13 protein-coding genes and 1 pseudogene are annotated in these 13,201 nt (G+C 39.8%); 11 read left to right on the forward strand and 3 right to left on the reverse strand.

The window, feature by feature from the left end; genetic code table 11:
* Positions 1 to 285: 285 nt before the first annotated feature.
* Positions 286 to 984, forward strand: a complete 699-nt coding sequence (locus CALSC_RS10265; protein ID WP_088241258.1) for a hypothetical protein — start codon at positions 286 to 288, stop codon at positions 982 to 984.
* 493 nt (positions 985 to 1,477) lie between these two features.
* A complete protein-coding gene (locus CALSC_RS10270; protein WP_088241259.1) occupies positions 1,478 to 3,199 on the forward strand; it encodes an Rqc2 family fibronectin-binding protein in 1,722 nt (573 codons plus the stop codon).
* Positions 3,200 to 3,724: 525 nt separating this feature from the next.
* Here CALSC_RS10270 and CALSC_RS10275 read toward each other — a convergent pair.
* Together CALSC_RS10275 and CALSC_RS10280 are read right to left on the reverse strand one after the other, a co-directional pair.
* Entirely contained in the window at positions 3,725 to 4,303 is a 579-nt protein-coding gene (locus CALSC_RS10275) for a hypothetical protein (protein ID WP_088241260.1), read from the reverse strand.
* On the reverse strand, positions 4,300 to 4,920 hold the full coding sequence (locus CALSC_RS10280) for a phycobiliprotein lyase (protein WP_088241261.1): 621 nt from the start codon (positions 4,918 to 4,920) through the stop codon (positions 4,300 to 4,302). Before CALSC_RS10280 ends, CALSC_RS10275 begins: the two co-directional genes overlap by 4 nt.
* A 326-nt stretch (positions 4,921 to 5,246) precedes the next feature.
* On the opposite strand from CALSC_RS10280, the gene CALSC_RS10285 reads away from it, so the two are divergent.
* The 8 genes and pseudogenes from CALSC_RS10285 (at position 5,247) to CALSC_RS10325 (ending at position 11,252) form a co-directional block, all read left to right on the forward strand.
* On the forward strand, positions 5,247 to 5,414 hold the full coding sequence (locus CALSC_RS10285) for an NblA/ycf18 family protein (protein WP_088241262.1): 168 nt from the start codon (positions 5,247 to 5,249) through the stop codon (positions 5,412 to 5,414).
* 375 nt (positions 5,415 to 5,789) lie between these two features.
* Positions 5,790 to 6,209, forward strand: a pseudogene (locus tag CALSC_RS10290) (element excision factor XisH family protein).
* The gene (locus tag CALSC_RS10295; RefSeq protein WP_088241263.1) at positions 6,194 to 6,532 is read left to right on the forward strand and encodes a XisI protein; all 339 of its coding nucleotides are present in this window, start codon (positions 6,194 to 6,196) and stop codon (positions 6,530 to 6,532) included. Before CALSC_RS10290 ends, CALSC_RS10295 begins: the two are co-directional and overlap by 16 nt.
* A gap of 707 nt (positions 6,533 to 7,239) precedes the next feature.
* A complete protein-coding gene (locus CALSC_RS10305; protein WP_088241264.1) occupies positions 7,240 to 7,773 on the forward strand; it encodes a globin family protein in 534 nt (177 codons plus the stop codon).
* An 89-nt stretch (positions 7,774 to 7,862) separates the two neighbouring features.
* Positions 7,863 to 8,357 carry a globin family protein gene (locus CALSC_RS10310; protein ID WP_088241265.1) on the forward strand — a complete coding sequence of 165 codons (495 nt, stop codon included), beginning with the start codon at positions 7,863 to 7,865 and terminating at the stop codon, positions 8,355 to 8,357.
* A gap of 296 nt (positions 8,358 to 8,653) precedes the next feature.
* Positions 8,654 to 9,919 carry a HEAT repeat domain-containing protein gene (locus tag CALSC_RS10315; protein ID WP_088241266.1) on the forward strand — a complete coding sequence of 422 codons (1,266 nt, stop codon included), beginning with the start codon at positions 8,654 to 8,656 and terminating at the stop codon, positions 9,917 to 9,919.
* Positions 9,920 to 10,206: 287 nt separating this feature from the next.
* Entirely contained in the window at positions 10,207 to 10,815 is a 609-nt protein-coding gene (locus CALSC_RS10320; protein WP_088241267.1) for a HEAT repeat domain-containing protein, read from the forward strand.
* An 11-nt stretch (positions 10,816 to 10,826) separates the two neighbouring features.
* Positions 10,827 to 11,252 carry a GTP pyrophosphokinase gene (locus CALSC_RS10325; RefSeq protein ID WP_088241268.1) on the forward strand — a complete coding sequence of 142 codons (426 nt, stop codon included), beginning with the start codon at positions 10,827 to 10,829 and terminating at the stop codon, positions 11,250 to 11,252.
* Positions 11,253 to 11,285: 33 nt separating this feature from the next.
* On the opposite strand, the gene CALSC_RS10330 is transcribed toward CALSC_RS10325, so the two are convergent.
* Positions 11,286 to 12,251 (reverse strand): pentapeptide repeat-containing protein, encoded by a 966-nt coding sequence (locus tag CALSC_RS10330; RefSeq protein ID WP_235006753.1) that lies wholly within the window; start codon positions 12,249 to 12,251, stop codon positions 11,286 to 11,288.
* 140 nt (positions 12,252 to 12,391) lie between these two features.
* On the opposite strand from CALSC_RS10330, the gene CALSC_RS10340 reads away from it, so the two are divergent.
* On the forward strand, positions 12,392 to 12,985 hold the full coding sequence (locus CALSC_RS10340) for a phycobiliprotein lyase (RefSeq protein ID WP_088241271.1): 594 nt from the start codon (positions 12,392 to 12,394) through the stop codon (positions 12,983 to 12,985).
* The last annotated feature ends 216 nt before the right edge of the window (positions 12,986 to 13,201 follow it).

Genomic DNA, 13,201 nt, shown 5'->3' on the forward strand with positions numbered 1-13,201 from the left:
TTAAGACGTAGGGAGGGCTAAATCATAAAAATGGCTAAAACCTTGTAAGAGCCAAAAATGCCTGAATTGACCGCATAGCTTAGATTATAAGCTTTGTAAGGCTTAATTAAATTTTCGGTTCAAAAATGAGCGAACGGACAGTAATTATAAGTACAAGTGTTTAACCGGACATGATCTCATCTCACAAATCTTTCTCTGACAAAAAAACATGTAGTATTGATATTACATAATGTGTTATAGTCGTATTTGATATTTATTAAAACTATAGTAAATTGCAAGATAATTATGACCCGATTACACGAGATACAAGAAAAGCTTCAATACGTGGAGCATAAAAGACAAGATTTGATGAGTGATTTCTTGTCTTCAAAAAAAAACGAACGAGAACCAGAATTTCTAAAGCATACTGTCGCGGATATATTGAGTTCATCTGTAGAGTGTTACGACTACTGCGCTAAAGATATTCTCGAAAACAAGATTCTTCCCAATACAATAAATACAGGTTTAAGAGACCGTATACACGACGGAAAGGTTCGAGCATATTTCCCTTTTTATCGAAATCAACTCACGAATGAAGGTCAGCATTTCAGGGAAGTATCTACGATAGAACCCCTACTGTACAAGTATCTTTTGAATCTTGCAGATAATATCCAAGCAAATAATCAAATTCCGAATACATCTTTTTACTACGGAGACGTAATACGACTCAAAAAATTGGTTAACGATAAGAAACATGATTGCCTAATTGCAATTGAGTCGAATAATGAGCAAGAGATATTAGTCGAAAATCCTAACTTCAATATGGTTATCCCAATCAAGAATCAAAAAGGATTGGGAACATTTCAAGTCCCGGCAAATTCTGAAATATCACGGGTAACAGAATTCAGACTAGAACATATTGATGAAGAAGTTGGTAAGTTTTGTCTGTTCGCATGGAAATCAACAAATATAATACTACAAGAAATTTACGAGCAGTTTTTCTAGTCATAAACCAATACCGTCTAATTAAACCTGAAAACTAAAACTGGCATTGGTAGTGGTTTCGCTCCTCAACCTAAACTACTATTTTTCTTAACTTTTTTCATCTGGGTAAATTCTTCGTAAGGGCACGGCACCAGTAAGATACTTTTATATATTGAAAGATTGTGGATGTTCCCTACCCATCTGTCCCGTTCTTTTTTCAAAATGGTATAATTTTTACAGTGATGTCAATTTGGCGGCTGAAACCTTTACTGGGTAAAGGCTCCTCAGCGAACTCCCCACCGATTGGGTTAATTCGGATTAGTTGGAAACTAGCCATCTTGATTTGATTGCTTAGGGAGATTACATCCCACCGATTGGGTTAATTCGGATTAGTTGGAAACGCTTCCATTTCTAGGACTTTTTGCTTCATGCGATCGCGCCCCATCAATTGGGTTAATTCGCATTAGATCAAGCTATACTGCCATCAAAGCAACCATGAAAAGAACTAATTGATGTGCAGACAGTTGACTTTACAACCTTGATTGCAGTTTGTAGCGATATCCGCGCTCACTGGCTACCATCGCGTTTAGAAAAAGTTTACCAACGCGATCGCTATACTATTGCCATCGCCTTACGAACTTTAGTAGGAAGAGGTTGGTTAGATATTTCTTGGCATCCCCAAGCAGCAAGGATGTGCATTGGTGATCCTCCGCCACGATTACCAGATACTTTTACCTTTAGCCAACAATTGATACATATGTTGGGTGGTTTGGCATTAGTTGCAGTAGAAGCGATCGCTCCGTGGGAACGTGCTGTGGATTTACAATTTGCCCGTCGTCCGGGAGAAAGCCCACTTTATCACCTCTATGTGGAAATTATGGGCAAATATAGCAATGTGGTACTTACGGATACGGATAATCTAATTATTACCGTCGCCCACCAAGTAAATGAAAAGAAATCTAGTGTTCGTCCTCTACTAACTGGGCAAATCTATGAGAAACCACCCAAGTTGACTAATACTATTCCAACTTTGGAAGAATCCCTACAACGTTGGCAAGAACAGGTAAGTTTGGTTCCTGGAGCTATCAAGAAGCAATTATTGAAAAACTATCGCGGACTTTCTCCAGCCTTACTAGAATCCATGCTGCACTGCGCTGGGATAAACTCTAATAGTACAAATGATTCTTTAACACCAGATGCATGGCAAGAATTATTTAAATATTGGCAATTATGGTTACAAGCCTTAACAGCAGAAAAATTTCAGCCTGTAACTACAGCTCATGGATACAATGTAATGGGTTGGCAAGCTGTAGAGACAGTTAATGATATCCAGGAATTACTGAACCACTACTATATTAATCAGCTTAATCAACAGCAATTTTCTCAGTTACGTCATCAGTTAAGCCAAAAACTGGGTAATATGCTGGCAAAATTGGGGATTAAAAAACAAACCTTTGTAGACAGGTTGCAGCAGTCCCAAAAAGCAGATGAATATCGGCAACAAGCTGATTTACTCATGGCATACTTGCAATCATGGCAACCGGGAATGGCAGAAATTAGCCTACCAGACTTTGAAACCGGAGAACCCGTAAACATTGCTTTACAGGTAGATAAAACCGCCGTGCAAAATGCCCAAGCTTTGTACAAACAACATCAAAAACTGAAACGTGCCCGTGATGTGGTCAAACCCCTCTTGACAGAAGTGCAAGGGGAAATAGATTATCTACAACAGGTAGAAGCTGCGATCGCTCAGGTAGATGAATACAAATCTTCAGCAGATTTACAGACCCTAGAAGAAATTCATCAAGAATTAATCCAACAAAAATATTTAGACGATCAAGAATATCCTAGACGCAGTTCCAAAGATGCAACTAGTAATTTTCATCGTTACCAAACTCCCAGTGGTTTGGAAGTATTAATCGGTCGCAACAATAGTCAAAACGATTATTTGAGCTTTCGTGTGGCTGGGGATTATGACTTGTGGTTCCATGCCCAAGAAATTCCTGGAAGTCATGTACTACTGCGTTTAGAACCCGGTACAGTTCCAGAATCCACAGATTTACAATTTACAGCCAATCTGGCTGCATATTACAGTCGTGCCCGTCAAAGTGAGCAGGTACCCATAGTTTACACCCAACCCAAACACGTCTACAAGCCCAAGGGAGCTAAGCCAGGAATTGCTATTTATAAACAAGAACGTATTCTTTGGGGTCAGCCCCAACTGGTTAAGATTTGATTCATGGAGAGAATTGTCCCAGGGGTTGTTACCTCAATAACATTTTGTGAAATGATCCGATTAAAAAAAATAATATTTTTTTTAGCTGATTTTCATGGTTTACGAGTAAACACAGGGATTATATGAAGCTAGATTTAAGGCAGTTTTGTTCTATCTGTGCCATGCCCATAAAATCTCAACATCTTAATTGACAAGGATTTAAGGATGAAAATTGCTCATGTCTTGATGACATCATATTTTAATTTACCAGGTAATCTATATTGCAAATGTCTTTTTTTGGTAAAAATGTCCAAAAGTTCTGTGTTGGCTGTTACAATATTGTTAAGAAACGTTACCTCTTGTGTTTTGGGAACGCAAATTAGGGTTTAAAACGATTGAGAAGACAACGTAAAGAAGATTTTTTCGGAACCAGCTGTGGTAGGCTGGTTTTTTTTTAGATCTAGCAGTTGGATAAGTCCACCGCCAGCCAGTTGCTTTTCAGAATGTTTTAACGTTGCTTCATTTGAAGATAGAACAATCTAAAATCTAAAATCTAAAATCTAAAATTGAATCCCCGCGCCATAATGCCAAAGGGTCTACAGTAGATTTACAATTAGGCCAACTACGTAACTCAGATTCCCTTCCTGGATCCCAAATAGGTAGTTCTATGGCCAATCCTAAACATAAATGCCATAAAATTCTGGCAAAGCGCTGATTATGACCAAATTCACCCACATGGGCATGGGCATATTCATGAACTACTATACTTAACCAATCTTCTGGCGCTATTCGCCCCACATCAATGAGAATTGTGATGGGATTAGTAAATATGTTACACAATCCATCAATTCCCAAAGATTGAGCTAGAGGGGCGGCAAATATCTGAATTTCATGACGTTCATGGGGATAGAAACATTCATGACAAGCTTGCAAATACAAATTTAACTCTGTATTCACAATATCAATATTTTCACCAATCCAGGTACAAATAGGTATGCGATCGCGCAAATTATCCATGACATCCACCATTGCTGGTTCCAAGGCTAGCTTTTGTACCTGGTGCAAGTACTCCAAGCCAGGAACACAAGCACCAGTACATTCAAAACTATTTAATAGATAATTCACCAACCCAAAACGGAGTACAACTGTTGTGCTTCAGGAATATCCTGTGTCCCATTAGAAGAGATATTCGCATTCGCAATAGCTACACCTTCTGTATCTTCTACCCTAGTTTCGGCACAAAATGAAGCCGTATTAAACCCTCCAAATCTTTTGACTGTACTGGTTCTCAGGCGGAGATTGGGACTAGGAAACCAGAATCGCTCCAGGGAACTCATGGTTTCATATTCTGTTGTCAGTACCAGTCCATCTTCTTCATCCATGTGAAAACGACCAACTACAGGCACAATTTCTGCATAACCCCGTTCGCGGAGTAATCTTCCTTTTCTGGGATCATCATCATCTGGAATGATCGCAAACGCAGTTTTTCCTTCATGATTTTCTTCGTCCTCCCGATCCCAAGCCATAGTTCCCAACCAACGCACTCGGGAACCACCTATAGACAAGCTGGGGTCTATCTCGTGCATTTCACACAAAGCAATAATTTCTGGATCATCTGCACTCAATGTTTCTACCAGAATATCTGATTCTCCTAACTCTGAGCGTTTAAAAGCCAGATGATGGGTTGTCCGTGAAGATTGCCATCTACCAGCACTAAGCCGAAAAAATTGCATTGCATCCATGAATGTTTATAACTCCTGTCAATCTTAATCTCAGGTATTCGTTTACTTTTATTTTATTTTCTTGCCATTTTGTATGAATTGTATCTGTTTTTAAAGTCCATATCCATTTAATATTCGTGAAAATATACAGGTTCAAGGTGAGTACAAATACTATATTAGCTAATATTGTTAATTTTGTTTACTTATATTCACTATAGCTTGACAAAGTAGACAACTACATGTCTATGTGTTAAACTTCATTAACAACTGTGAATATAACCCGAAAACCACTAGTGACCCTGTGTAGTTAAGGAAAACTAATTAAGGATAATCAGGAGTTAAAAGTAATGGAATTTCCTACTCATTTGAGCTTAGAGCAGCAATTTCGTTTACAAACATTGAAAGAACAAGTCAAAAGTTTGAGCCAAGAGGAAGCTCAGAATTTTCTGCTAGAGGTATTACGCCAGATGATGGTCAAGGATAATTTAGTCAAGCATTTACTTAAAGAAGCCTAAGCTAGGTAATGAAGCGAATGGCTGAATTAGGTAAGGGAACGCAAATAGCCTTCATTCCCGCCTAGGGATGAGGGTAATTTTATTATTGGTGCAGGGAAGATTGGAGGAGGGAAAGAGTGGAAGAAGGAAAGAGGGAAAGAGTGAGGGTTGTTTGCCGTCAGCGCAATACCCTCCCATAGGGTAGTGTCATTTCAGTTATCAGTTATCAGTTATCAGTTACCCCATCGATAAATCGAGGGACTTGAATAAGGAAAATCCTTTATTCCCTTTCCACGGATAAATCCGGGGGCTTGTATCCTTTTCTTTTTTGGTCAATCTTGTTGCTATATTAGAAGATATATTCACCCTTGAGTTGAGCCATATAGCTTAATTTTCATGCCAGCGAAAGATGTTTTCCACGATGCTGTTAAAAGAGCATTAGAAAAAGAAAAGTGGATAATTACTGACGAGTAATTTTTAATTCGCTCTGGTGGTGTAGAAATATATATTGATATTGGTGCAGAAAAAGTAATTGCAGCAGAAAGAGATGATGAAAAAATAGCTGTTGAGGTTAAAAGCTTTCTGGGATATTCTGCTATTTCTGAATTTCATACAGCAGTAGGTCAATTTATTAATTATCAATCTATATTGTCAGAGGAACAACCAGAAAGAATATTGTATTTAGCTATACCACTAGATGTTTATGAATCATTTTTTCAATTACCTTTTACACAAAAAGTTATTCACAATAATCGAATAAATTTAATTGTTTACGAATCAGAAGTAGAGGTGATTGTCAAGTGGCAAAAAAAGTAGACATATATCGGGAGTATATTGAAAGATTACTTACAGAATATAGTAACTACAAATCAATTAATGAAGAAGTAGAAGCACAAACAATTTTTGATAGAGAACATGACCACTATCAACTAGTTCATGTTGGTTGGAGTCACAAGCGCAGAGTTTATGGTTGTGTATTGCATTTAGATATCAAAGACGGGAAAATCTGGATTCAACATGACGGTACGGAAATAGGTATAGCCAGTGACTTAGAAAAACTGGGTGTCCCGAAACAAGATATCGTTTTAGGCTTTCATGCCCCATACAAGCGTAAATTTACAGATTATGCTGTTAGCTAACAACTTGTACCATTCTCAAATTTTTATTGGTGCAAGGGGGAGTAGAGGACAGCAGGAGTAGGAAAGCAAGCCTTGCGCCCAGGATTGGAAGAGTGAGAGTTGGTGAACAACCAATACCTTTCGGGGCAAGTGTGGGGTGTAGGGTGTAGGGGAAGAATTCGCCTAACTCCTAAATAGGGTCTGCTGAATAACTAAAAAATATTGATTTATCAATGCTTTGAGGCTATTTTATTGGGGAAGGGCGTACAAGGAAATTAGGATTTTAAACCTAAAATCCTTGCATCTATTATTTTTGATGGCAAAAAGAATAGAAATAAAGAGGCTGGAAATACTCCCTACTCCCTACTCCCTACTCCCTACTCCCTATTCCCTATTCCCTACTCCCTACTCCCTACTCCCTACTCCCTACTCCCTACTCCCTATTCCCTATTCCCTACTCCCTACTCCCTATTCCCTACTCCCTACTCCCTATTCCCTACTCCCTACTCCCTACTCCCTACCTCCACCAAAAGACTTTTTCAGCAAGCCCTAAATATAATGGCAGCCATATAGCTAAATGTGAGAATTATCAAGCTATGTGGGGAAATATTACAGATTATTGCTTTGTTTTTAATTATCGAGACTCAAGTAACAATCATCTCCTATGTTCATAATTGACATTGTCAACCGACGAGCAATGTAGTCTGTTATTTACTAAGGAGAGCTCAATGCTTGACGCTTTTTCTAGAGCTGTAGTATCAGCGGATGCCAGCACTTCATGCATCAGCAGCGCCCAAATTTCTGACCTAAAAGCTTATCTTGGTGAGGCTAACAAGCGCCTTGATACAGTTAATGGTATTGCTAGTAACGCCAGCTGTATAGTTTCTGACGCGATCGCTGGTATGATTTGCGAAAACAACGGTTTGATTCAAGCAGGTGGTAACTGCTATCCCAACCGTCGTATGGCTGCTTGCTTGCGTGATGGTGAAATCGTTCTTCGCTACATTACTTACGCTGTATTAGCTGGTGATGCTTCCGTTCTGGATGATCGCTGCCTTAACGGTTTGAAAGAAACCTACGCTGCATTGGGTGTTCCTGCTACTTCTGCTACACGTGCAGTTCAAATTATGAAGGCTGCTGCTGTTGCATTCACCACCAACACTGCTAGCAAACGTAAGTTCGATCTTACCTCAGGTGATTGTGCTGCTCTTTCTGCTGAAGTTGCTAGCTACTTTGATCGCGTTATCTCTGCTCTCGGCTAAGAGCTAAAGGCTTTTAGTAAGCTGCAATTTGCAAAGCAAGCAACCTGAAATCAATACCCGATCGCGTCCAATCTGGAGATAATAAAGAAATGAAATCAGTTGTTACTACGGTTATTGCCGCTGCTGATGCAGCAGGTCGTTTCCCCTCTACCTCTGACTTGGAATCCATTCAAGGTTCCATCCAGCGTTCCAACGCTCGCTTAGAAGCTGCTGAGAAACTAGGTGGCAATATTGATGGAGTAGCTAAAGAAGCTTATGAAGCCTGCATCAAGAAGTATGGTTACCTGAACGACGAAGGTCAACCTCACTCTACTCCTGTTTTCAAAGAGAAGTGTTCTCGTGACATCAAGCATTATATGCGCCTCATCCAGTACTGCTTAGTAGTTGGTGGTACTGGTCCTCTGGATGAGTGGGGTATTGCTGGTGGTCGTGAAGTATATCGTGCTTTAAGCCTACCTACTGCTCCCTATGTTGAAGCTTTGACATATGCTCGTAACCGTGGTTGCGCTCCTCGTGATATGTCTGCTCAAGCTTTAGTTGAGTACAAGGCTCTCTTAGACTACGCTATCAACTCCTTGTCATAGTTGGTGTGGTGGTTGCTAATATATCTAATTAAAATTTAGGTATTTAACACCTGGGGATTTTTAGGACATTACTTTGCTGATTAAGGTTGAGTATTGATCTGAGAGTTCCCAGGTTTGTTTATTTTGGCAGTTGCTAGTTGTTAGTTGTTAGTTAGTGGTTGATGGTTGATAGTTAATGGTTTGGGGATTTGGCTCCGTGATAAAATACTCTTACTTCTGATTTATTCAGCCTCGTTACTCTAAGTATCTTTGAGGTTCTGAAAGTTGATGGTTTGGGAATTTGGCTACTAAGTTTTATGGATAAACGCTTTTTTAAGCTATTTAATCTCACTGAAGAAGAGGCTATAGCCCTATTAGATACGCCTCTAGATAAGTTGGAAGAAGATGACTCTCGCTACGTCGCTGCTTCCCATTTGATTAATTTCCCTACAGAAGCTTCTATTAGTGCTCTCATGAGAGCAGTACAAAATACCGAACCTTCATTGGAAAACCGGATTGTGCGGCGGAAATCTGTTGAATCTCTAGGACGGCTAGAAGCCACCCAAGCATTACCAGTAATTCGAGATTGTCTGGCAGATGATGATTGCTATACAGTGGAAAATGCCGTGTGGGCAATTGGGGAAATTGCTACTCAGGATGCAGAGATACTGGAAGAAATTGCCCAATTGTTAGAAAAGCCAGAACAAACTTATCGAGTAATTATTCATACTCTAGGTAAATTAGGTTATAAGCCTGCCTTGGAGCGGATTCGGAAGTTTGTAGATGATGATGATAAGACCATTGCCAGTGCTGCGATCGCTACTATTTATCGATTCACTGGTGATAATTCATCTATGGATCAAGTAACTGATTTTTTACAACACCCTAACGTATATGCCCGGAGATTGTGCATTCAAGATTTAATTGATGTTCGTTATTACGATGCCATTCCAGAGATTACCAAATGTCCAGTATCTTTGATATTTCGGCTGCGAGGCATTAGGATGTTAGCTGAAGCAGGTATTCCAGATGGAGCGATCGCTTTTGCAGATATTGAACCACATCTAGATCGAGTAATTTGCGATCGCCCTCAAGACTTGACTTTAGTGCATGAATATGATGTGACTCCAGCCTTGGAGTTTGCCATTCGTGAACTATATGAAACTGATTTTGGGCGTTGTTACTTAGCAACCCAAACTTTATTAGAAACCTATGGCGATGTTGCGAGTGAAGCTCTGATGGCAACTTATGCCCAGGAAGCTCATAACGACTACGGTGCCCATTACCATGTGGTTAAATTATTGGGATGGTTAAAATATGCCCCTGCTTATGATGTGTTTATAGAAGCATTGCATAACCGCGAACCTCAATTTCAAAAATCGCGGACAGCAGCAGCAATAGCTTTAGGTGAATTGGGTGATGAAAGAGCTATTCCTGAATTGAAAACCTGTATGTCAACTAAAATTTGGGATTTAAAATATGCTGTCTTAATAGCTTTGGAAAAACTAGGAGATACTAGTGTTCGAGAAATTGCTGCTAATGACCAAGATTGGATAATTAGGGCAAAGGTAGAACATTTATAGTTTTGTTTTTAATTCCCAATTTAAAATCCACCCCCCCTGTATCCCCACAAAAGGGAAAATCTAAAATCAACAACGGATAATTTAAAATCTAATACCAATTCAAATAATGTTTACGACACATACATTCTTCGTCAGGGCACGGCACCCGTAAAATAGTTTTATATATTAAAGTATGTGGATGTTCCCTACCTATCTGTCCCATTCTTTTTTCAAAACGGTATAAAAAAATCCAAAATCGTTCGACTGAGCCCTCACGACGAAATCCAAAATCTAAAATCTACAATCCCATGACTCAAGATACACTTTTTCAACAACTGAAACACCCCAACCACAATCTACGGGACAGAGCTATGTGGGAATTAGCTGAAACCCGTGATGAAAATACTATTCCTCGCCTAATGGCAATTGTTGGTGAAGAAGATGTGGTATATCGACGTGCAGCAGTCAAGACACTAGGAACTATAGGGGTAGATACAGTTCCCTATTTAGTTGATTCCTTGCTCAAAAATGATAATCCTACCATTCGGAGCAGTTGCGCCAAGGCTTTAGCACAAATAGCTGCAAAACATTCAGATATTCCCTTTCCAGAAGAGGGTATACAGGGATTAAAAATTTCTATAAATGATCCCCATCCAGTTGTTAATATTTCATCAGTGATGGCTTTAGGTGAAATTGGTGCTCCTGCTTTTGATATTTTGGTGGAGGCAATTAATACAACAGACAATGTAGCGATCGCAGTAGCTGGTACAAATGCACTAGTTTCTATGGGCGATGAACGAGTTGAAGAAGTATTAACAAACATTGCCAATGATGAGTCTGCTGATACCTATGTACGTGAAACTGCAACTAGTGCTTTATCTAGATTAGAAATGATCACTAAAAATCAGCCAAAATAGGTGCTAAAAAGATGGCAGATATTCAACGGGCAATAGAAATTGCAGTGTCAGCACATAAAGGGCAAAAACAGAGAAATGGATTGCCTTATGTACTGCATCCATTAACGTTAATGTTTGCCGTTTCTTCTGTAGAAGCAAAAATTGTGGCGGTTCTGCACGATGTTGTAGAAGATTCTAATTGGGAACTAGAGGATTTACGTACTGAAGGATTCTCAGAATCTGCGATTCAAGCGATTGATTGTTTGACACATAGAGAAGGCGAGGAATACGAAGCTTATATTGAGCGAGTTAGTAGTAATGATATTGCCAAGGAAGTTAAGTTAGCAGACTTAACGGATAATATGAATCTTCGTCGGATTCTAGATTTAAACCCAAGGGATCTCTCCAGACTTGAAAGGTATCATCAAGCTTGGCTCTGCCTTAGTGGCAATAAATAATAATACACATCACTCCCTCACTGCCTCACTCCATCACTCCATCACTCCTACCACCAAACTCTCCCGTGTAGTCCTACGAGTGTAAGAGTTCCAAATATCAAGCTCTTGAGAGGGACGGGCACAAAGCCTAGCTCTTGTCTCCTGACTTAGTCCTTGAACCATAGTAAAATCTGCTCCAGCAATGCTTTGAATATGCTCTATCTCCACACCAGTCATATCTGCTGCGCGGAAGTCTGCCCCCTGCAAATCAGCACCATTAAATCGAGCATTATACAAATAAGCACCAGTCAAAAATGCTACTCGTAAATCCGCACCACTTAAGCAAGCATTTTCGAGGTTTGCTCCTGTCATGTCCGCACCACTCAAGTAAGCTCCTAGTAGATTTGCCCCTTGTAAATCAGCATTTTTTAAATTAGCAGTGTTCAAATAAGCACCATTTAAAATTGCCCCAGGGCCCACTGCTCCCGATTTTTTATAAGCATATCCTTCTGGCCAAATAGTTTGTAAGTCATAGGATGCAACCTGTAACTTTGCTCCGTCTAAATTAGCACCAGTGAGGTTTGCTTGCCGGAGATTAGCTCTACTTAAATATGCTCCTTGTAAGTTAGCTCCCTGTAAATTCGCAGCACTAAAATTAACTCCCCGTAAATCAGTACCACTAAAATTTACTTCACTAAGATTAGCACCACTGAAATTAACCCCAATCAAGCTGGCTTGACTCAAATTAGCTGTTTGCAGTTCTACTCCCCCCAAATCCAATTTATGCAAACCTTGCAAATCACTTGCAGAACCTGCCCTGAGAGCATCGATAATTTCTGAGGATGGAGTCAATGGTAAGCTGGAATTGATGCGATCGCCTGTAGTGTTTAGCTGAATTTGGGTATTGGTCATCAGTTGAAGTCTGGGAACTATTAAGGCATATTTTACCAAAATTTCGGGTTTAAAGCCCCGTCCTAGAAGGACGGCTTTTTGGTATAATTCTGAGAACAGACAGGGCATTGTCTGTTGGGCTAGGCAACATAAGACTGGCTATGCCTGCTGTTGCTGTTTGAACCCAGAATCCCTGCACCTTAAAGTCAGGGAGTATGTCAACGTCAACTGCTTTTATAGAAAATCCAATGGTGAGGTGACAATAGCCCATGCAACTAATTCCACCCATGACCATGATGGACTTTTTCCGCAAAAGTGAAGGTACTTGGTTTACTCAACGTAATGTTCATCACTTTGACTTGGTGGCTGATGAATCTGGGGAGTCCAATTTGATTGTTAGTGTCATACAACCAGATGACCCCAAAGTCAAGCGAGTATGCGATAAACAAGGTCTAGATCCTACCACGGCAAAAGGTGGGGCTAGTTTTTTATGGCAAGCAAATCTGGATAATGATGAACCAAATCCCGATTATGCCGCTATTCTCATTGATATTCCCGATGATGATACAGGTCTGTCTGGCAAACTGGTACGCAATGAGGGTTATGTGGAGAAGATTCCCGTTGTCTGCCAATATTGGTTTGGGAAGGATGGTATTATGACCATTGATACTGAGTACGGAAACAATCAAGGTCAAGAAAGGTGTTGGTTTATTACTGACGATTTTCGCGTCCGTGTCAGCACAGTGCGAATGATGAATGGGGTAAACTTGATGACCTACTGTTCCGAACGTCGTTGTGTGACCACAGATGTTTTAGAATCAATGGTGCGGCGGAATATTGCGAGAAAAGCAGCAGCTAAATAATTATAAGTAAGTCAACAAAAATATTTACCATTATTACGAACTACGCGAAGTAATCCTAACCCTTTCGATTGCTTCGTTTCACTCCGTTACACTCGCAATGACATTGTGTAATTAATTATGTTTAACTACTTATTTATATTTGTGCCTTAATTTTGTCTGAACCATCGCTTGCGCCAGTGGGAAGTTGGTTCTAAAGGGGAAACTTTTTGCTCTTGT

The sequence above is a fragment of the Calothrix rhizosoleniae SC01 genome, assembly GCF_900185595.1.
In the GTDB taxonomy this organism is placed as follows: Bacteria; Cyanobacteriota; Cyanobacteriia; order Cyanobacteriales; family Nostocaceae; genus Calothrix_A; species Calothrix_A rhizosoleniae.

What these genes read in the sequence shown, in the direction of transcription:
- CALSC_RS10265 (WP_088241258.1), top strand. Translation starts at nt 286, where the DNA reads ATGACCCGATTACACGAGATACAAGAAAAGCTTCAATACGTGGAGCAT.
- CALSC_RS10280 (WP_088241261.1), bottom strand. Translation starts at nt 4,920, where the DNA reads ATGGATGCAATGCAATTTTTTCGGCTTAGTGCTGGTAGATGGCAATCT.
- CALSC_RS10285 (WP_088241262.1), top strand. Translation starts at nt 5,247, where the DNA reads ATGGAATTTCCTACTCATTTGAGCTTAGAGCAGCAATTTCGTTTACAA.
- CALSC_RS10305 (WP_088241264.1), top strand. Translation starts at nt 7,240, where the DNA reads ATGCTTGACGCTTTTTCTAGAGCTGTAGTATCAGCGGATGCCAGCACT.
- CALSC_RS10310 (WP_088241265.1), top strand. Translation starts at nt 7,863, where the DNA reads ATGAAATCAGTTGTTACTACGGTTATTGCCGCTGCTGATGCAGCAGGT.
- CALSC_RS10315 (WP_088241266.1), top strand. Translation starts at nt 8,654, where the DNA reads ATGGATAAACGCTTTTTTAAGCTATTTAATCTCACTGAAGAAGAGGCT.
- CALSC_RS10320 (WP_088241267.1), top strand. Translation starts at nt 10,207, where the DNA reads ATGACTCAAGATACACTTTTTCAACAACTGAAACACCCCAACCACAAT.
- CALSC_RS10325 (WP_088241268.1), top strand. Translation starts at nt 10,827, where the DNA reads ATGGCAGATATTCAACGGGCAATAGAAATTGCAGTGTCAGCACATAAA.
- CALSC_RS10330 (WP_235006753.1), bottom strand. Translation starts at nt 12,251, where the DNA reads ATGCCCTGTCTGTTCTCAGAATTATACCAAAAAGCCGTCCTTCTAGGA.
- CALSC_RS10340 (WP_088241271.1), top strand. Translation starts at nt 12,392, where the DNA reads ATGCAACTAATTCCACCCATGACCATGATGGACTTTTTCCGCAAAAGT.